The following is a 19,330-nucleotide window of genomic DNA, read 5'->3' on the forward strand; positions in this document are numbered from 1 at the left end:
AGCGGCACCTCGCGGGACTTGTGGCTCTTGGGGCTCTGCTCCACCAGCTCGCCGTTCCTGCCGGGGCTCAGCGACCGGCTGACCCGGATGATGTTGTGCGCGAAGTCCACGTCGCGCACTCGCAGCGCGGTCGCCTCGCCCGCGCGCATCCCCGTGTAGACGAGGGTCGCGAGGTAGCGCCGGTACACACCCTCGGGGACGAGCGTGAGCAGGGTGGCGACCTGCTCCAGCGTCAGGGCGCGGGAGATGGGCGAGACGGACTCGCGCATGCTCGGCCGCCTCACCTCGCGAGCCGGGTTGTAGTCGATGAAGCGGGAGCGCCGCGCGGCGTCCAGCAGCCGGGACAGCACCGCGAGGGCGTCGTTCTTGGCCGACGCGCCGCCGGACCAGGTGACCATCGCGGACTCGATCATGGGCGAGGTGATGTCCTCCAGCCGGTGCCGCCCCAGACTCGGCTTCACCCGGAGCCGCCAGCCGACGTCGTAGCAGCGCGCGGTCGCCGGGCGGACGGACGCCTCGATCGCGGGCCAGTACCGCTCGTGCCACTGCTCCAGCGTCATCGAGCCGTTCGGGTTCCGCCCAGCGATGACCTTCGCCAGCTCGCGCTTCGCCTCCGCGAGCGTGAGGAACATACGCGACCGCTCGGCCGCTCCCCCGTCCACGCTCGGGCCGACGACACGGATCTGATACCGCTGGCGGTCGGCACGCCAGCGGATGCCTTCGGGCAGTGGCCGGCCCGTGCGCGGGTCGATCCGCGCCGGGGAGTCCTTGCCCGGCCGCCCGGCCATCAGGTGTCCGTCCCGCCGCGGGCGAGCAACTCGTCGATGGTGTCGGCGCGCCAGAGCAGGTGCTTGCCCATGCGGGCGTCAGGCTCGGGCACCAGGCCGTCGCGCCGCAGCTTGTCGAAGGACGAGACAGGGATGCGGCACCGCTCGGCCGCTTCGACGCGGTTCAGATACTCGACCCGTGATGCCGTCTCGATCATGCCGCGCTCCTTCCACCCGGATGGCTACGTCCTCGACGCCCGCTTGACGTTCGCAGATAGTTGCAGTTATCTGACTGTAGCGTCGCACATGGATTTCGGCAAGTATCTGAGTTGAGACGGGAAAGTCGATACACTCGGCAGGTGTCTATCACTCCTCCGCGCCGCGGCTACCAGCCCTACGACGGGCTCATCACCGCGGACGACCTGCCCGAGGGCTGGTACCTGCCCGACCGCTTCCCTGGCGAGCGCGAGGACGACGCGAGCAACGAGATCGACGCCCTTCTCGGCTACGACGATTCGCTCGTCACCGACGAGCAGCGCCGGTCGCAGGCGGCGTCCGACGAGAACGAGACCGTCGACGGCCGCTGGCGCTACATCGAGCACACCGAGACGCACACCCGCGTCATGATCCGGCTCCAGCGGCAGATGTTCGCCGTCCCCGAGGAGGTGCGGATCACCGGCGTCATCTACCTGCCGTGGCGACCCGGCGACCCCATCACGAGCCAGCTCCTGCGCGAGCTGCCGACCGCCCGCATCGAGGCCGCAATCAACAAGCGCCTGTTCGCCATGAAGCGCACCGAGACGATCACCGGCGGCAAGATCGTCCTCCCCTCCGGCCACAAGGTCAGCGAGCGCGACCTGCGGGGGCCGCTCGGCGACCCGAAGAAGACGCCCGACTTCTACGAGCTGGTCGCCCTCCAGCACGGCCGCCTGACCAGGGAGGGCGACCGCAACCCGAGCGCGACGATGGCGCAAATCAACAGCGTCGCCCTCTCCACCGCGCAGGGATGGGTGACCAAGGCCCGCGACCGCGGGCTGCTGCCGCCGGGACGGCGCGGACGGGCCGGGTAACGCCGCCTGACCGCCCTTCCGGCCCTACCGCTCGGCGGTGTCATGCCGCGACCAGCGGCGATCCACACCGAGTTGACGGCGAACACGGAACGGCGTCCGCGCGGAGTCTCCATTGCCGGTGTGCTTGTGCGGCTTGCACATCGCGCAGCCGCGCCAGCGCTTGTGCGAACTGTGCGCCATCAGAGTCTCCAGGTCATAGAAAAGTAGATCAGGATACATGGGCAGCTTCGGCAACCCATCGCTCCACCGCTCAGCCGAGTCCGAAGAATCGCTCGAAGTAGGCCACGAGCGCGTCGAGGACGGCCGCGCGCTTCTCGACGTAACGTGTCGCTGCTCCGGCACCGAACCGCGGCATCGGGGGCAGGAGACGACCGATGGCCGTCCCTGCTGTCTGCACGCCGCCGTCGCGGAAGGCGGCGGCCATGAACGCCTGCGTCTCCTCCGGCTTCAGGGACTCTCGCTCGATGATCGTGGCGAGTTCTTCAGCCTTGCGCTCCGCGATGAATCGCCGCCACTCCTCGTCGACATCAGCGCTGACGGCGATGGACGCGACGAAAGCCTCGATGAGGTCCTTCTTGGAGCGCAGCGTGATCGAGGAGTCGAGCGCGCGGGTGATGGAGGCCGTGATCTCCTTGTCGGCCTTCAGGTCCTTGCCGCGGCCGTCGTTGTAGGCGCGCACGAGCATGAGCACGTAATCGACACCGACCTCGACGGACTTGACCAGTTCGATCTCAAAGACGACATCCTCCGTGATCGCCTCCTTGCCGACCTTCGCCCGCTCGCGGCGCTCGGCGTACAGGTCGACGTAGCGGCTCTGGTAGTCCTGGAGCACGCCCTCCGGGAGGATCTCATTCCCGGCGAACTCGTCGAACGCGGTGAGGATGTTCCGCAGTCGCAGGATGCCGCCGTAGAGGGCGATGAAGGCGTTCTCGGCCTTTTCGCCGAACGGCGCCTCGCCCGGCGGGAACTCGGTGAGCAGGCGGTCGACGAGCGCTTGGTAGTCGCCGTAGTAGTCGGCGAAGGGCTTCAGCACGACGATGCCGCGCGCGTCCTTGTCGCCGAAGAGCGCGATGGCGTCGTTTGTCGCCTCTTCCAGGTTCCGGAACGAGACGATGTTCCCGTATGCCTTGACGGCGTTCAGGATGCGGTTCGTCCGCGAGAACGCCTGGATGAGGCCGTGCTGCCGGAGGTTCTTGTCGACGAAGAGCGTGTTCAGCGTCGTCGCGTCGAAGCCGGTGAGCAGCATGTCGACCACGATCACGAGGTCGATCTCGCGGTTCTTGATCCGCTGCGTGAGGTCCACGTAGTAACGCTGGAAGCCGTCCCCGCTGGTGGAGAAGCTCGTGCGGAACAGGTCGTTGTAGTCATTGATGGCGTCTTCGAGGAAGTCCCGTGAGACCTTGTCGAGCCGGTCGGTGTCCATCGCCTCGTCGGGCAGCAGGCCGCTGCCCTGCTCAGCCTCGTTGGCCGCGTAGCTGTAGATGATCGCGACCTTGAGACGCTGCGCCTCGGGAATGCTCTGCTGCTGCCAGGAGAACTGGTTGTAGTAGCGGCGGGCCGCGTCGATGGACGCCGTCGCGAAAATCGCGTTGAACCCCGCGACGCGGCGGCCGCGGAAGTCGTAGGTGTCGTGCCGCTGGGTCTTCTGGTCGAAGTGCTCGCGGATGTACTCGGTAATCCCCGCGATCCGCTCCGGGGCGAGCAGCGCCTGCTCGGTGTCGATCGCCCGCACCTGCTTGTCGGCGATCGCAGCGGGAGCCTTGATGGTGTCGATGTAGTCGATGCGGAATGGCAGCACGTTCCGGTCGCGGATCGCGTCGACGATCGTGTAAGTGTGCAGCTTGTCGCCGAACGCTTGCTGCGTCGTGCGCAGGTGCACTTTGCCGCCGCTGGCGGCGTTCGCCGCGAAGATGGGCGTGCCCGTGAAGCCAAAGAGGTGGTACCGGCGGAACGCCTTGGTGATCTCCTCGTGCATGTCGCCGAACTGCGAGCGGTGGCATTCGTCGAAGATGACGACGACGTGCTGCCCGTAGATCGGGTGCTGCTTGTGCCGCTCGACGAAGATCGAGAGCTTCTGGATCGTCGTGACGATGATCCTCTTCGTCGGGTCGCCGAGCTGCCGGGTGAGCACCGCGGTCGAGCTGTTGCCGTTCGCGGCCCCTTCCTCGAAGCGGTTGTACTCCTTCATCGTCTGGTAGTCGAGATCCTTGCGATCGACAACGAAGAGCACCTTGTCGACCTCCGGCATCCGAGAGGCGAGCTGCGCGGTCTTGAACGAGGTGAGCGTCTTGCCAGAGCCGGTCGTGTGCCAGATGTAGCCGCCGGCCTCGACCTTGCCGAGCTGCTTCGCATTCGTGGCGGTAAGGATGCGCTGGAGGATCTTCTCCGTTGCGACGATCTGGTACGGCCGCATCACCAGCAGCATCCGGTCGGTGTCGAAGACGCAGTACTTCGTCAGGATGTTGAGGATCGTGTGCTTGGCGAAGAACGTCTTGGTGAAACCGGCGAGGTCCTCGATCGGCTGGTTGTTCTCCGCAGCCCACCATGACGTGAACTCGAAGCTGTTCGAGGTCTGCTTGCCCCTGCCACCCCTGACGCCTGCGGAGCCTGCGCGTGTGGACTCGTCGATATGCCGTTCGCGGGTCGTGTTCGAGTAGTACTTCGTCTGCGTGCCATTGGAGATCACGAAGAGCTGCACGTACTGGAACAGGCCGCTGCCGATCCAGAAGCTGTCGCGCTGATAGCGGCTGATCTGATTGAACGCCTCGCGGATCGGCACCCCACGACGCTTCAGCTCGACGTGCACGAGCGGCAGGCCGTTCACGAGGATCGTCACATCGAAGCGGGTCGACCTGCCCGCCGCCTCCGCCCCGTCGACCTCGTACTGGTTCAGCACCTGGAGTACGTTGTTGTGGATGTTCCGCTTGTCCAGCAGCGCGATGTTCTTCGTCGTCCGGTTATCGCGCCGAAAGGCGATGATGTGGCTCTCCTGGATGCGCGCCGTCTTCTCGACGGTGCCATCCGAGTCGCGGGCCAGCTCGTCTCGGTAGAAACGCGCCCATTCCTCATCGGTGAAGACGAAGGCGTTCAGCGCCTCGATCCGCGCCCGCAGGTTCGCTACCAGCTCGGCCTCGGTCGTGATGCGGAGCCGCTCATACGCCTGCGCGACGAGCTGCCCGATGAACGCCTCCTCGAGCTGCGCCTCCGACTGGTAAGCAGCGACCACGGCCGGCTCCGGCGTGAACTCCGCGACGACCGTCGACTCGCTGGAGACCGCGATCGGCTCATACCGCAGGGCTGGATCGGTCACGCTGCCTCCTGGAAGGTCAGCAGGCGGTCGCGGTAGTACCCGTACTGCTGCCGCCGAGCCTCCAGCTCCGCGGGCAGGCCGATCAAGAGATCGTTCACGAGGGCGTCGAACTTGTCGAGGATCGAGACAATCCGCCGCTGCTCGTCGAGCGGCGGGACGGGAACGACGATCTTACCGAGGCTCTCACCTCCGACACGCTTGACCTTGGCTCGGGTAACGTACTTCTCCTTCTGGCCGTGAAATGCCGCGGTCTGCATGACATAGGCGATGTACGCAGGGTCCTGCCCGGAGCGGAAGGCGAACGAGTCGTCGTGGATAGCGACCTCGGTGTCGCCGAGCCAGGCGACCGCCTTCGCCACGTCCTCGACCGTCTCACCGACACCGGCGATCACGACGTCGCCCGGCTTCGCGTAACGCAGGCTTCCGGCGAGGTCATGCCGGACATAGCTGACGGTCTCTCGCGCGGAGACACCGTAGTGCGTGTAAATCTCCCCATAGTGAATGCTCGGGATGCCCACCGGAACCATGTCATTCTTCGTGAACCGGCGGCCGCGGATGAATGTGCCAAATTCAGCCATTTGAAGATAGGTCACCCCCCCCCCCCCGCTCAATTCGCGAAAGCTAAGAACCCGGTCACGGTAGAAGGCATACTGCTGCCGGCGGGCCTCCAGCTCAGCCTGCAGTTTCTCTTCCAACTCCGACTCCAGTGCCTGGAACACGTCGAGTACTCGAACAATCTCCTCCTGAACGCCAACAGGCGGAACGGGTATCCGGTGCGCAAGCAACGCTTTACTCTCGATCGCTGCCATCGAGCCAGCCATTCGACCTGCGATAGCGAGGATGGCATTCGCCTGCTGATGGAGAACATGAGCGAGATACTGAGGGAGAACGCCGCCATGCGGAACAACCGCACGCATGTCCTGGTTCAGAGTCACGCTGATCGGGACGTACGCGGTGGGCAGGCGACGTCGGAGGATATTCGATCTGACCACGATCGCGATCGAACCTGCCGGAACCAGCTTGATCGATCCCCGCTGCAGGGCAGCTTCCGCGATGTGATCCTCCGTGACTGCCACGACTTCGCCAGTCATGTCCTTTGGGGACAACCACGGCACGGTTCCATCAGCCCAATACTCGGAGACGGACTTCGATGGGGTGCCCCCGCCATACCAGTCACCGATGTCACGCAAGGCCCGGAACGGCACACCGTCCGGACATAGCTCACGGATGAGATCGTCGATGCGACTCATGCGTCAACCTCCAACTCGGCGACGATCGCGTCGATCTGCGTGCGCAGCTCGGCCTGGCGGGCGACGATCCCGGCGATCCGGGCGTTCAGCTCGGTGATGTCGATCGCCTCGGTGGTGTCCTCCTTATCGACGTAGGCGTCGACGGAGAGGCGGTAGTCGTTCTCCGCGAGCTCCGCGGACGAGACGAGCTTCACGAGATAGTTGGCATCCGCCCGCTCGGTGAAGACCTCGATGATGCGGTCGCGGTGCTCGGCGAGCAGCTTGTTCTTGTTGCCGACGCGGGTGAAGAGCGTCGAGGCGTCGATGAAGCACACGTCGTTGGTCTTCTTCGACTTCTTGAGCACGATGATGCAAGTCGCGATGCCGGTGCCGAAGAACAGATCGGGCGGGAGCTGGATGACCGTGTCGATGTAGTTGTTTTCGACGAGGTACTTGCGGATCTTCTGCTCTGCCCCGCCGCGATACAGCACGCCGGGGAACTCGACGATCGCCGCCGTGCCGTCGACCGCGAGCCAGTGCAGGATGTGCATCGTGAAGGCGAGGTCGGCCGCGGACTTCGGGGCGAGCACACCGGCCGGGGCAAAGCGCTCGTCGCCGATGAGCACCGGGTCGCTGTCGCCGGGCCACTTGATCGAGTAGGGCGGGTTCGAGACGATCGCCTCGAACGGCTCGAAGCCCCAGTGTTTCGGGTCGATGAGCGTGTCGCCGTGGGCGATGTCGAACTTCTCGTAAGGGATGTCGTGCAGGAACATGTTGATCCTGGCGAGGTTGTACGTCGTCAGGTTGATCTCCTGACCGTAGAAACCCCGCCGGACGTTCTCCTTGCCGAGCACCTTGGCGAACTGGAGCAGCAAGCCGCCGGAGCCGCACGCTGGGTCGTAGACCTTGTTCACCTCGGACTTGCCCGCCACCGTGATCCGCGCTAGCAGCTCGGAGACCTCCTGCGGCGTGTAGTACTCGCCACCCGACTTGCCCGCGCTGGAGGCGTACATCTGCATGAGGTACTCGTAGGCGTCGCCGAAGGCGTCGATCGTGTTGTCCTCGAAGCTGCCGAGCGGCAGATCGCCGATCGCCTCCAGCAGCTTCACGAGCTTCTCGTTGATCCGTTGCACGGTGGAGCCAAGCCTCGCGGAGTTCACGTCGAGGTCGGCGAAGAGCCCTTTGAAGTCCTTCTCGCTCGCAGCTCCCACCGCCGAGCCCTCGATGTGCTTAAACACGGCGTCAAGCGTCTCGTTGAGGTTCTCGTCGTGCCGTGCGCGGGCACGGACGTTGACGAACAACTCGGAGGGCAGAATGAAGAAGCCCTTGTCGAGAACGGTCACCTCGCGCATCGGCTCGGCGTCGCGGTCATCGAGGGTCGCGTAGGAGAACACCGCATAGCCCGCCGCCCGCTCGGCGCGGTCGAAGTGCGCGGCGAGGTTCTCGCTGATGTAGCGGTAGAACAGCATCCCGAGGACGTAGGACTTGAAGTCCCAGCCATCGACGGAGCCCCGAAGATCGTTCGCGATCCGCCAGATCGTCTTGTGCAGTTCGGCGCGCTGCGCTTCCTTTGTCGTCGGCGTCATGCGCTCGCACTCTCGTCAATCACCCAGGCGCGACGCAGCGGGATTGTCTCCTTGATCAGATCCGGCATCACCTCATAGTGCTTGAGCAACCGATCGACGAGTTCCTCTGCGTCCCACACCGCCACCCGGAGCCGCTGCGCATCGACCTTTGCCTGCGCCTGCGGCGTCAGGCCACCCAACGTCACAAGCAGCCCATGATCCGCCTGATGCTGGCCGACGACCCCGCCGAGTTGGTCGAGCGCCTCAGAGCCGACACGACTCGACTGCGACTTCACCTGGACGATGATCGTCGGAGCCGAAATACCAAGCACTCCCGAGCCCGCGATGATGTCGATCCCGCCATCCGCCCCCTTCGGCGGCACCTTGCACGTCATGCCCTCGGCTCTCAGTACCTCTGCAACGAGATCCTGCAGCGCGTGCCCTGCGAACTGCTCCTTGATCCTGGTGAGAATGCGGTCACGCGAGTAACGAATGATGTCCTGCCCGTCGCTGGCGATCGCCTCATCCGTGTCGACGACGTCATCCTCAGCCTTTGGCAACGTCAGCGCGACACCCGGCCGCGCACCTGGATCGGTCTCCGCGCCACCCAGCACCCTGCCGAGCCGGTACGCCGCGTCGTTCCGGCTAATCTGCACTACCGTGCTGAAAGCGCCGAGCGAGTATAGGAGATCCTGGTTGATCGCGGCACGAGTCACGTCCGGGCGCCTCCAATCGACCGTGCGGACATGGTTCAACACCCCCGTTCCCGAGAGGTACCGATACTCGCCAGTCACCACACCGAAGGCGAGCCGACCCAGGCTCTTGAGCGGGAGCACGACGATGTCACCGATCGCCATGCGGTTCGCGAAGGCGTTGAGCTGAGCGGCGTAGTTGCCGATCGCCTTTTCCGACTTGTCCGGCATCACCGGGGCGAGCAACGCACGCATCGCGGGCAGGTCTTTCGCCGCGCTCAGGTCGCCTACTTCGCGGAAGTCGACGGCCGTGAATCCACTATCGAGCATCCACTGGTCGAATCCGTAGTTCTTCGACCCGCGTACCAGCCATGCCCTCGGCTCCATCGTCTCCACGCTCACAGTTATGACCCTACCGATGTGCGATCTGCCCCCAGGACGGCCCTTCCCACCCCTATCCCTCGGAATGGACGTATGCTACCGTCGATATTTGCAAGTATCTGAGTAACGAGTGGTGGGCCATGAGAGGCGGCGTGATCCTGTTCCGGGGCACCGGGGCGGATGCGCTGCGCTATCTGGAGTCCGACCGCGCCAGAGCTGACGAGTATTACCTGGAGGCGGGCATCGCCCTGGCGGAGTTCACGGCGGTCGATGCTGAGGGCCGGGTGATCGGCGAGGTCGCACTGACCGCCGACGAGTACCGCCAGTGGGTCGATTGGACGAACCCGCTCACCGGGGAGTCGATGGGCAAGCCCCGACTGCCCGGCGACGGCAGGCGTGGATCGCCGCGGTTCGCGGAGATGGTCGTGAATGTCCCCAAGTCCCTCTCCGTCGCCGCCGCGCTCCACCCCGAGGTGTCCGAGGCGTTGGACGCGGCGCAGCGCGACGCCGTGGCGGAGATTCGTTCCTGGCTCGGCCAGCACTCCGTCACGCGAGTCGGGCCGCGCGGCGCGCAGGAGGTGGTGCCGGTCGAGCAGTTGGAGACAGTCGCTGTCTCGCACAAGACGAGCCGCGCCGGTGATCCGCACCGGCATATCCACTTCCAGATCGGCAGCCGAGTCTGGGCGGCCGGTGCGTGGCGCGGGTTGGACACGGCGGCGTTGTTCCGGCAGCAGGGCGCGATCCGTGCCCTCGGCACCGCGGTCCTTGCGGCGCACCCGCAGCTCGCCCAGGTGCTCGACGCGCACGGCCTGACGCTCGATCCGGTGACCGGGGAGGTCGCGGAGCTGGAGCCGTGGAACGCGCTGATGTCCAAGCGCGGCGCGCAGGTGGCGCGCAACCTGGAGAAGTTCACCGCCGAGTGGGAGGCGGCGCATCCCGGCGTCGAGCCGGGGCCGGTGGTGCGCGCCAGGTTGCAGGCGAAGGCGTGGGATCACGAGCGGCCGAGCAAGAAGCCCAGCACGCTCGGGTCCGAGGCGGGCTGGCTGCGCGAGTTGCAGGACGCCGGCTACACGCCCGACCTGCCGCGCGCCACCGTGCAACCGGCGCGCACGCTGGACGAGCTGACCGTGCAGCAGGTGGCCTCCCGTGCGCTCGACCGAACTGCGGCCGGGGCGTCGGCGTGGACCATGCATGACGTGCAGGAGCAGGTGGCGCGCATCGTCACCGAGGCCGGCGTGCGGGCCACCCCGGACGAGCTGCGCGAGTTCATCGGGATCACGACACGGCTGGCCGCCGACGACTGCCTCTCGATCCTCCCGCCCGGCGCACCTACGCACGAGCATGTGGCGCATCTGACGACGTTGCACGTCGTTGCGGTCGAGACGGAGCTGCGCGACCGGCTCGCTGCACGCGCCACCGTGCGCACGTCCGGTGCAAACCCGGCCGTGCGGGAGCCGGGGCTGGACGCGGACCAGGCGCGCGCCGCTGCCGCGGTCGCCTCGGCCCGGCCGCTGGTCGTGGTCGAGGGCGCGGCCGGCGCGGGCAAGACCACCATGCTCGGCGCAGCGATCCGCGCCGCCGAGCAGGACGGCCGCACCGTGCGGGTGGTGACGCCGACGAAGAAGGCCGCCGAGGTCGCCGCCAGCGAGCTCGGCGTGCCGACCGACTCCGTGGCCGCGCTCGTCCACGCACACGGGTTCCGGTGGAACGCCGACGGCGTCTGGACCCGCCTTGCCGTGGGCGACACGGACTCGGAAACGGGTGCAACCTACCGCGGCCCCGCGAAGGCGAACCGCCTGGCTGCCGGTGAGCGGATCGTGGTGGACGAGGCCGGGATGCTCGACCAGGACACCGCCCTCGCCCTCCTGACCATCGCGGACGAGGCCAGCGCAACGCTCGCGCTCGTCGGGGACCGGGCGCAGCTCCCCGCAGTCGGCAGGGGCGGCGTGTTCGACATCGCCGCCGCCCTGACTCCGCGGGTGTTCGACCTGACGAGCCTGCACCGCTTCACCGATCCCGACTACGCGCAGCTCACTCTCGACCTGCGGGCCGGCCGCGACCCCACCAAGCTGTTCGACCGGCTGTACGCGCTCGGCCTGGTCGTGCTGCACGAGGACGCCGAGACGCTGCATACCGCGGTCGCCGCCGAGCGGATCGACGGGGCCGCGATCACCACGGCGACAAACGACGAGGCCCGCGAGCTGAACGCCCTGATCCACGAGGACCGCGTGCGGGAGGGCGTGGTCGACGACGCCCGCACCACCGAAGGCTCGGACGGCCTCAGCATCGGCCGGGGCGACTTGATCCAGACCCGCCGCAACGACGCGGAGGTGGGCGTGGCGAACCGGCAGACCTGGATCGTCCAACAGGTCGGAGACGACGGGAGCCTGTGGGCGCGGGACCCCGCCTCCGGCCGGAAGCAGCAGCGCACCGCGTGGCTGCCCGCCGAGTACGTCACGGAGCACACCCACCTGGCCTATGCCGCGACCGCCTACGGCGTCCAGGGCCTCACCGCCCCCGAGTCCCACACGATCCTCACCGACGCCCTCAGCGCGGCCGGCGTCTATGTCGGCCTCACCCGCGGCCGCGAGGCGAACCGCCTGCACGTCGTCTCCGCGGACCTCGGGGACGCGCGCGAGCAGTTCGCGGCCGCACTCGAGCGGGATCGCGCCGATCGGGGGCTCCGCGAGGCGACCGAACGGGCGAGACTCGCCGTCGCCGGAATCGTCGCGGACGGTCCCGCGACGATCGTGAACGCCGAGCGCGCTCGTCTCACGAAGCTGATCGAACAAGCCGAGCGGGCGACGTCGAAGTGGGAACGGGAGGCAGCCGCGTTCGCCACGCTGGCAAACCGGCACAAGAACGAGACGGACAAGCAGAAGGCGATGGTCACTGCGGCCGAAGCGGAGGCACAGCGAGTGCGAGCGGCGGTCGCCGACCCGCTCATCGCCCAAGCAACCGCGGACGGCACGGCGGTCATCACCGCACAGTCGCGGGTGTGGGAGGCATCGCGGACGCGGAGTGCGACGCGAGGGTTCCGCAAGCGCAGCGCGGCCCGTGCGCTGAGTGCCGCGATACGCGAGCGTGAGACCGCCGAGACGGCCGCTCGCCAGCGTTGGGGCAGCATCCCTGCCACGGCCACGAGCGTTGAGGGGTGGGCCGCGACCGTCGCAGGCCGTGAGGCCGACGCGCATCCTCGCGTGGTCGAGCAGCGTGAGCGCGTCGCGGATGCCAAGCAGAAGCAGCAGGAACTCGCAGCCCGGCACACGCAGCAGAACCGCGCCCTCATCGCCCAGGCGTTCGGGGATCGAACCCCGAGCAGCCCGCGGAAGCTCGCCGCCCAATGGCGGGCGCAGGTAGAGACGGCCCGCCGCGACCTCGCCACCATCGAGGCCCTACCCGTGGCCGAGGCAGCGCAGCTCATTCGCGACCGCGCCGCTCAGGAGCAGGCCCGGCGCGAGGCTGCCGAGCGCGCCCTGGTCGCGCGGAAGGCACGCGCCATGCAGCTCCACGACTTCACTCGCCGCCCTCCAGACCGCGGGCCGACGCCGCCCAGTCATGGGCTTGGGCTATGACCACCGCACGGCGCGCTCCCGCGAATACTCAGTAAAGCTTCGACCGGGCCGCATCCACGAACTTCGGCACCCCGGCACGGGTGAGTGAGAGCAGGAAGTCATCGACAGTCATCGCCGGAGAGTCGTATCCCTCGACGAGTTCGACCAGGGCGCGAAGCGTCGGCGCGTGGTAGAGGTCGAGCTGATCCAGGAGGAAGTCGTCGGGGTGGACGACTTCGAGGTCGAACGGTTCGACGGCCTCCGCCGGGAAGTGCTTCGTGTTGAAGGTCACCAGCACTTCGGCGCCACCGCGGACGGCGGCTGCGAGGACGTGCCGATCCTTCTCGTCGTTCGTCATCGTCGGCACCAGATCGTCGTAGCCGGTGACCATCGCATCGGCGAAATAGTGCTCCATCGTGCCGACGCGCTTCTCGACGAGCGCCGGGTCCTCGCCGTTCTTCACGAGGTTCTTCGCCAGCTCGAACAGCACATCCTTCGACCACAACGGCCGGAACAGTCCACGATCAGCGAGTTCGAGGATGAAATCGTTGAGCAGCGCCCCGTAGAGAACGTTGGTATCGAAGAAGGCGGGAAAGCTCACTCAGCGTCCAGCTCCGCACGGCGCGTCACATCGGCCGGGTTACCGACCTGAACCTTCGCCCCCAGACTCGCGCGCTGCAACTCGCGCAGCGCAGCGCGACGCTCGGCACGGAAGTTCGCCTGGTACGCGACCAAGTCCTCCAACCGGACACGACGGTGGCGGCCGGGCTTGTCGTAAGCGATGTCGCCCGCCTCCAGGAGACGGACCAGCGTCGGGCGGCTGATGCCAAGGAAGTCCGCGGCCTGCTGCGTCGTCATGGTCATGCCCTGCGGCACGATCGTGATGCCCTCACCCGCGGCGAGCGCGTTCGTCACCTGATCGAGGATGCGGAAGATCTCATCCGGGATGGGACGGGCGTTGCCCTGGGGGTCGACGAGCGCAGCCTTGGACGAGCTCTGCGCGAGGAAGACCTCGAGCTCGCGCATCAACTCGGCGAAGTCGAGAATCTCCTCACGAGCGTCGGCCTCGGGGAGGTAGGTCTGTGCCTTGCGGGCACCGCGTGGGGTGGCGGTCGAGGTGCTCATAGTACTCATCCTACTTGGACAAAACGAAAAAATCGAACACAAAGTCGGGTGGCGGACCTGCCGACCCTGGGCCATATCCGGGCCATTTCCGGCCACCGAACCAACTGCGAGCAACTGCGACTATCCAGGAAAATACCTGGTCAGAAGCAAGCCGCCGCCATAGATACAGTGCGATTTCGCCCCCGAACTCACTGAAAATCGTGAGGTCACGGGATCGACGCCCGTCGGAGCCACTGAACCCCCCGAGGTGGCTTCTACACCGAGGGGGTTCTTCATTTTTGGCGGTCGTGGCATCGAAACGGTGCGTCGTCGCGCCCCTCACGCTCTGATCTTCACCGTGATCAGAGCGTGAGTGCCGCGACTGTTCACGTCGGCTCCCGCGCGGTTCGCCGCTGAGAAAAGCGCTCGAGGACACGATCAGCGGCTCACGGGCGCCCGCCCGTCACGGCGCGGTTGTGCTCCATGGCGACCCCAACCCAGAACGACAGCTGCTCGTCGCCCCCGATCGCGTCAGCCGCGACCTCGATCCAGCCCGGCCCCATGTCGCGCCCTGGCCCCATCTCCGCCTGCACCGCTCCCGGCCGGGCCAGCAGCTCGTCGTGCCGGCCAGCATCCACTCGCACCAGCAGCCTGCCGCCCTTCAACGCGCTGACGATCATCTTCTCGTTCACCATCACAGAGCGGCTGCCGAACATCGGCACTTCACGCACCACGGGCTCATCTGCCACCAGCGCACGGATCCGTTCGATGAGCTCCGCCTGCTCGGGCGTCACAGCCATCCCTCTCACTCCCCCTGGTCGGGCGGGCCGAAGGAGAGCCGGTCGAAGATCAGCACGCTCTCGGCGATCTTGCCGTCTCGGCGACGTAGCCCGTCGCGGTCTCGACGTCGCCACTCGTCCAGGCGCGGTGGTACGTGCGCACGATGTCGTGCTCGGACTCTTGAGCCATCGGACTCTCCTTCGCTTGTGCCGCGAGTGCCGTCGTTGGTGGTCAAGTACTCGAACACGGTCTCGGGCGCCGCGGCGATGTCGATGGAGTCTCGGAACTCAGCCACGGGCGATCGGCTTCCGCGACTCGATGACCGCCTTCAGGTCGGCCAGCTTTCCGGGCCAGAAATCGTCGAGGTACGAGCGCACGGCCGCGAGCCCGTCGGTGTCGACCGCGAACAAGTGGCGCGTGCCATCCCGAGTGCCCACGGCGAGGCCCGCCCTCCGCAGCACTCCGAGATGGTGGGAGGCCGTCTGCTGCGAAAGGCCGACCTCCTCGGCGATCGCCCCGACCGGCTGCGGAGCAGAGCGGATCACCCGCAGGATCGCGCGCCGGTTTCCGTCGGCCAACGCCCGCAGCGCGAGATCGAGGTCGACCGCAGCCTCCGCGCCCATCGCCGCCTCCTCGCTTGGTCGCGTTCACCATAACACAAATGACTGTTTGTACTCATGGTTACATGCACAAGCGACACCACCCCCGTCGGCACAGAGCCCGCGGGTAGCCTGGGCGACGGCACACCCATCACCCCGTCGAGGAAGGCGCGCACAGTGCAGCAAGATCTCGAGCGCCGGTCATTCGACTCTGTCGACGACCTGTGGGCATGGCTCGTCGAGAACCACGAGACTCACCCGGGCCTCTGGGTCGTGCTGCAGAAGGCCGACAGCTCGAAGCCCTCGGTCTCCTTCCACGATCTGCTGGAGGCGGGAATCGCCTTCGGCTGGAGTGAGAGCACGCGTCGGGCGAACGACCGGACGTCGTACCTGCAGAAGTTCACGCCCCGCCGCACGAAGGGCACGGCATCGCCCCGCAACGCCGCGCTCGCCGATCGGCTCGAGGCCGAGGGGCGGATGACTCCCGCCGGGCGGAGCGCGCTCGGGCGTTGACCGCCGAGCCCATCCGGGTGGCGTTGGCTCAATCTCCCGACCCTCGGGGCCCGCCCCCGACCTCAACGGATGCTGCCGCGCGCCACCAGGCCGCAGAGCCCCACCACGAGCCACAGCCCGCCTGACCACCACAGCGCGAGCAGCAGCATCCCGCTGTCGAAGACGCCCAGCAGCATCACGCCGACGCCGAGCACCCCGACGACCGCGTCGATCAGCGGCACGCGCGCCGCGAAGAGCACCGCGAGCAGCACGACCACGAAGAACGTCACCCACATCGGCACGCTCGCGTCTTGCAGCGTTCCGGTGAGCAGGCCGCCGAAGGCGAGCATGGCCGGCAGCAGCAGCGCCACCGCGCCGACGATGCGCCAGACGCGGCCGCCGCGCATCCAGATCGGCACGAGCATCGCCGCCCACAGCAGCAGCGCGAGCGGCACGTAGAAGCCGCCGATCGTGAATCCGGCGAGGAGGGATGCCGCAGTCACCAGCCCCGCGACGGCCCACCCGGCGACGGCGCGCGCCCGCGACGGCAGCACGAGCGGCAGCAGCACGAGCGCCGCGGGCAGCAGCGGAAGCAGGCCGACGCCGATGCCCATCTGCTCGAAGAGAGTGGATGTCGCGTACACCTCCTGCTCGAAGCCGTTGCTGGACTGCACCGACTGGGCGGTCGTGTACAGCGGCAACAGGAAGGTCACGAACACAGCGGTCACCACCGCGAGCGCGAGCGCGGCCCCGTGCAGGATGCGGCCCGCCCGCGTGGCCGGATCGGCGGGCTCAGCGGGCGCGGCGGGCGGCAGACCCAGCTCTTCGCGGGCGGTGCGGGCGACCGCCTCCGGCGCGCCGAGCGCGGCGAGCACCGACTCGGGGTCGCGGCCGGCCTCGATCGCGTCGGCCGCGTGCGCGCGCACGTCGTCGAGGATCGTCTGGCGGGCGGCATCCGGAATCCCCGTGAGCGAGGCATCCAGTTCCCGCACGTACTTGTCGACGTCAGGATTGCTCATGACTCCTCCTTCAGAAGAGCGCCGACCTGCGGCACGATGGTCTGCCAGACGGCGGCGAAGGTGCGGAGCTGATCGCGGCCCCGGTCGGTGACGGCGTAGTAGCGGCGCGGGCGACCGGATGCCGCCGACTCCCAGCGCGTGCTGACGCTGCCGGTGTCGCGCATGCGCGCCAGCAGCGGGTACAGGCTGCCCTCGCTCGCGGTCAGGCCGCGCTCGACCAGCTCGTCGGCGAGCTGCAGGCCGTACATCTCACGCCGCGCGAGCAGGGCGAGCACGCAGAACTCGAGCACTCCCTTGCGGATGTTCGTGGCGATCCGCTCGTCGTCGTCGGCCATGCCTCGACTCTACCTTGCATAGCAAGACTTGTAAAGCAAGGCTTGCGCAGCAAGGTGTGCTGAGAGGAGGAGATGGGCCGAGGGGAGGATGCTTTCGCAGCATCCCGTCCTCCACTCGGCAGATCTCCTCCGCCCGGCCCCGTCAGCGGCGGGGATTCGCCCGCACGCGGACGACATTGACGCGATGCTCCGACGCTCGGCGTCAGCCCCGCGCCTACTAGACGGCATCAATCAGTGCACGGAGAGGTCGAAGTCGCGGGCGACGCTCAAGAGGCGAGGGTCGGCGCGATCGATCGCGTCGGCCTCCTAGCGCGCAATCGACACTCCCTCGAACAGCGCCCAGCACTCGTACTGCCCAAGCCTTGACCCGTATCTGATCCCCGAGTACAGGAATCGCCCGTCCTCATCCACACGGCCGAAGAACCACTCGGCAAGGTAGCGGGTCAGGAACCGGTCTCTCCCGCGCACCGTAGCGACGTCCAACGTCTCGTGACCGAGCGCGGTCAACTGTGCAGGGATCTCAGCCGTGAGAAACGCGTGGGTTGCCGGGTGATCGATATCCACCAATGGCAGAGGGTCCTCCAAGCTGAACCGGACGATCTGGCGTCGCGTTCACCAGTCCGCGGGGACGGCCCCGACTTCCATGAAGTGCTCATCGGCCTCGCGTGGCAGTGCTCGAATGGCTGCGGTCGGCCGGAACCGCGCCAGTGTCTCCGCGAATGCCCCGTCTGGATGGGTCGCCGCGTAGAGGACCCCGCCGCCCGGCACGTCAAAGCGATTGCCGCCGGCACGATTCTGCGCGTCGGTCGGACTGATCCTCGAGAAGTTCAAGGGCTCCGGCCGGCGCCCCACGCGCCAAAGCTCGCGGGGCGCCTCGACAAGACGCGGCTCAACCACCGGCCGCGAAGGCCCGCGCAGCAGAGGCAACCTCTCGGAAGCGTTCAGCGGCAAGCGCCTCCGCAGGAGAGTCGTCGTCGAGCTGCGGATTCATTCCCATGAACCAGGCGCGAACCGTGTGGTCGCCCTCGACCGATGAGAGGAGCCCGTACACCTGGAACGTGTTGCGGAGCTTGCGCTCTTCCACAGTCCCCGGGTGGTTCTCGCCAGACACCCACCGTTGAACGGTGCGCACATCGCGATCAACGATGAGCGCGAGAGAAGGTGCTTGCCAAGCACGCGCTGCAGCTGTGCCGCGACGTCCTGAATATCGATCTGCACAGCGTCGCTGTGAGCCTTCGACCTTGAAGCCGCAGGGGCCCTTGTCGTCGTTAGAGTCTCGGTCATTGCGTCCCGATTCTGTCGCGCTTTTGTCTTCCCAGATTACGCCCACTCCATCGTCGCAGTCCCTACCGACACACATCTCGCGGCCGCCGTGCGGCCCGGGCAGGGGCCGGGTGGGTGTCGGAGAGCAGGGCGGATGTCGGAGGATTCGGCGCAGATCCTCCGACATTGACGCGATGCTCCGACGCTCGGCGTCAGCTCGAGAGCCCGCCCGACGGCCGCGACCGCGTCAGACCAGGGCCCAGCCGACCGCGGCGAGGCGCTGCTCGACGCGCGCAACGTCCGCCTCGGACGGAAGCTCGCCGAGCACCTTCGTCATCAGCACCTGCGCGTCGACCCGCGAGGCGTGCTGATCGGCGTCCGCCCCCTGCTGCGCGATGAGCGCGTCGGCGACCGCGCGCACCTCGTCGTCGCTCAGGCGGCGGCGCAGCAGAGCGAGGATGGGGGCGTAGTCCACCGACGGCACGCCGTCGGGGTAGCCCTCGCGCAGCCATGCGAGCACGCGCTCGACGGGGCCGCGCTCCGCACCGGACGCGCGCGGCGGCTCGTCCACCTCGTCGACGAGCCGCTGCACGCCGCCGCTGAGCGGCCAGCCGACCGCGGCGAGCCGAGCCGCGACCGCGCGAACCTCGTCTTCGCGCGGCGGCTCTGCGGTCACCCGCTCGATCGCCGCACGGATGTCGGACTTGCGCACCGGATCGGCGCTCAGCTCGTCGAGCTCGGCGATCACATCATCGAACTCGGCCTCGGTGAGAGTGCGGCGCAGGAGCGCCAGCAGCGGGAAGTAGTCCTTCGGCGGGACGCCCTCGGGGTAGCCGACGCGCAGCCAGCGCAGCACCGACGAGATCACTCCTTCGGCCATGTCAGACTCCGAACAGCGAGATGCCGAGGTAGTGGTCCAGGCTGTGGCGGGTGATCCAGAGCACGCCCGTGACGACCGCCGCGATCACGATCAGGAAGAGCACGTTGCCGGTGGCCGTCAGCGCGGGGCGACGAGCCGCCTGCACGCCGTCGGCGACCTCTCCGGCTCCGGCCGCGCGCAGCCGGATGCCGAGGGCGAACAGCGCGGGCAGTCCCGCGCCGAAGAGCAGCCCCACGCCCAGCACGCGCACGGCGGCGAGCAGGATCTCAGGGAAGTTGATGTCCATCATC

20 protein-coding genes are annotated in these 19,330 nt (G+C 67.5%); 3 read left to right on the forward strand and 17 right to left on the reverse strand.

All coding sequences use genetic code 11. From position 1 onward, the window contains the following. Together QM611_RS06640 and QM611_RS06645 are read right to left on the reverse strand one after the other, a co-directional pair. On the reverse strand, positions 1-788 hold a 788-nt coding region (locus QM611_RS06640; RefSeq protein WP_415079122.1), incomplete at its 3' end, for a tyrosine-type recombinase/integrase. Continuing rightward, entirely contained in the window at positions 788-985 is a 198-nt protein-coding gene (locus QM611_RS06645) for a hypothetical protein (RefSeq protein WP_085106792.1), read from the reverse strand. The genes QM611_RS06645 and QM611_RS06640, both read right to left, overlap by 1 nt. A 141-nt stretch (positions 986-1,126) precedes the next feature. On the opposite strand from QM611_RS06645, the gene QM611_RS06650 reads away from it, so the two are divergent. Further along, the gene (locus QM611_RS06650; RefSeq protein ID WP_415079123.1) at positions 1,127-1,837 is read left to right on the forward strand and encodes a hypothetical protein; all 711 of its coding nucleotides are present in this window, start codon (positions 1,127-1,129) and stop codon (positions 1,835-1,837) included. Positions 1,838-2,087: 250 nt separating this feature from the next. Here the strand turns inward: QM611_RS06650 and QM611_RS06655 are convergent, their stop codons facing one another. From QM611_RS06655 to QM611_RS06670, 4 genes are read right to left on the reverse strand one after another with little or no spacing between them, the layout of a single operon-like run. After that, entirely contained in the window at positions 2,088-5,147 is a 3,060-nt protein-coding gene (locus tag QM611_RS06655) for a type I restriction endonuclease subunit R (protein ID WP_415079124.1), read from the reverse strand. Then, positions 5,144-6,397, reverse strand: coding sequence for a restriction endonuclease subunit S (locus tag QM611_RS06660; protein WP_415079125.1), 1,254 nt, complete (start codon positions 6,395-6,397; stop codon positions 5,144-5,146). Before QM611_RS06660 ends, QM611_RS06655 begins: the two co-directional genes overlap by 4 nt. Further along, positions 6,394-7,962 carry a type I restriction-modification system subunit M gene (locus QM611_RS06665; protein WP_415079126.1) on the reverse strand — a complete coding sequence of 523 codons (1,569 nt, stop codon included), beginning with the start codon at positions 7,960-7,962 and terminating at the stop codon, positions 6,394-6,396. The genes QM611_RS06660 and QM611_RS06665 overlap by 4 nt, the downstream gene beginning before the upstream one ends. Then, positions 7,959-9,035, reverse strand: coding sequence for a restriction endonuclease (locus QM611_RS06670; RefSeq protein WP_415079127.1), 1,077 nt, complete (start codon positions 9,033-9,035; stop codon positions 7,959-7,961). Before QM611_RS06670 ends, QM611_RS06665 begins: the two co-directional genes overlap by 4 nt. A 119-nt stretch (positions 9,036-9,154) precedes the next feature. Between QM611_RS06670 and mobF the strand changes: the two genes are divergently transcribed. Beyond that, positions 9,155-12,589 carry a MobF family relaxase gene (gene mobF, locus QM611_RS06675; RefSeq protein ID WP_415079128.1) on the forward strand — a complete coding sequence of 1,145 codons (3,435 nt, stop codon included), beginning with the start codon at positions 9,155-9,157 and terminating at the stop codon, positions 12,587-12,589. A gap of 28 nt (positions 12,590-12,617) precedes the next feature. On the opposite strand, the gene QM611_RS06680 is transcribed toward mobF, so the two are convergent. From QM611_RS06680 to QM611_RS06700, 5 genes are all read right to left on the reverse strand, one after another. Next, positions 12,618-13,169 carry a PIN domain-containing protein gene (locus QM611_RS06680; protein WP_415079129.1) on the reverse strand — a complete coding sequence of 184 codons (552 nt, stop codon included), beginning with the start codon at positions 13,167-13,169 and terminating at the stop codon, positions 12,618-12,620. Then, positions 13,166-13,693 (reverse strand): helix-turn-helix domain-containing protein, encoded by a 528-nt coding sequence (locus QM611_RS06685; RefSeq protein ID WP_415079130.1) that lies wholly within the window; start codon positions 13,691-13,693, stop codon positions 13,166-13,168. Before QM611_RS06685 ends, QM611_RS06680 begins: the two co-directional genes overlap by 4 nt. A gap of 425 nt (positions 13,694-14,118) precedes the next feature. Beyond that, positions 14,119-14,472, reverse strand: coding sequence for a TfoX/Sxy family protein (locus QM611_RS06690; protein WP_415079131.1), 354 nt, complete (start codon positions 14,470-14,472; stop codon positions 14,119-14,121). A gap of 5 nt (positions 14,473-14,477) precedes the next feature. After that, on the reverse strand, positions 14,478-14,747 hold the full coding sequence (locus QM611_RS06695; RefSeq protein WP_415079132.1) for a hypothetical protein: 270 nt from the start codon (positions 14,745-14,747) through the stop codon (positions 14,478-14,480). Beyond that, positions 14,740-15,075, reverse strand: coding sequence for an ArsR/SmtB family transcription factor (locus tag QM611_RS06700; RefSeq protein WP_415079133.1), 336 nt, complete (start codon positions 15,073-15,075; stop codon positions 14,740-14,742). The genes QM611_RS06695 and QM611_RS06700 overlap by 8 nt, the downstream gene beginning before the upstream one ends. 153 nt (positions 15,076-15,228) lie before the next feature. Between QM611_RS06700 and QM611_RS06705 the strand changes: the two genes are divergently transcribed. Continuing rightward, positions 15,229-15,564, forward strand: coding sequence for a YdeI/OmpD-associated family protein (locus QM611_RS06705; RefSeq protein WP_415079134.1), 336 nt, complete (start codon positions 15,229-15,231; stop codon positions 15,562-15,564). A gap of 62 nt (positions 15,565-15,626) precedes the next feature. On the opposite strand, the gene QM611_RS06710 is transcribed toward QM611_RS06705, so the two are convergent. The 6 genes from QM611_RS06710 to QM611_RS06735 all read right to left on the reverse strand — a co-directional run bounded on the left by QM611_RS06710 (position 15,627) and on the right by QM611_RS06735 (position 19,329). Continuing rightward, positions 15,627-16,562, reverse strand: a complete 936-nt coding sequence (locus QM611_RS06710; protein ID WP_415079135.1) for an HAAS signaling domain-containing protein — start codon at positions 16,560-16,562, stop codon at positions 15,627-15,629. Further along, positions 16,559-16,897 carry a PadR family transcriptional regulator gene (locus tag QM611_RS06715; protein WP_415079136.1) on the reverse strand — a complete coding sequence of 113 codons (339 nt, stop codon included), beginning with the start codon at positions 16,895-16,897 and terminating at the stop codon, positions 16,559-16,561. Before QM611_RS06715 ends, QM611_RS06710 begins: the two co-directional genes overlap by 4 nt. A 612-nt stretch (positions 16,898-17,509) precedes the next feature. Further along, entirely contained in the window at positions 17,510-17,794 is a 285-nt protein-coding gene (locus QM611_RS06720) for an RES domain-containing protein (protein ID WP_415079137.1), read from the reverse strand. Beyond that, positions 17,787-17,981 (reverse strand): hypothetical protein, encoded by a 195-nt coding sequence (locus QM611_RS06725; protein ID WP_415079138.1) that lies wholly within the window; start codon positions 17,979-17,981, stop codon positions 17,787-17,789. Before QM611_RS06725 ends, QM611_RS06720 begins: the two co-directional genes overlap by 8 nt. A 426-nt stretch (positions 17,982-18,407) precedes the next feature. Next, entirely contained in the window at positions 18,408-19,040 is a 633-nt protein-coding gene (locus QM611_RS06730) for a DUF3349 domain-containing protein (RefSeq protein ID WP_415079139.1), read from the reverse strand. 1 nt (position 19,041) lies between these two features. Further along, the gene (locus QM611_RS06735) at positions 19,042-19,329 is read right to left on the reverse strand and encodes a hypothetical protein (protein WP_415079140.1); all 288 of its coding nucleotides are present in this window, start codon (positions 19,327-19,329) and stop codon (positions 19,042-19,044) included. Position 19,330: the final 1 nt, after the last annotated feature.

The sequence above is a fragment of the Microbacterium sp. genome, assembly GCF_047606685.1.
In the GTDB taxonomy this organism is placed as follows: Bacteria; Actinomycetota; Actinomycetes; order Actinomycetales; family Microbacteriaceae; genus Microbacterium.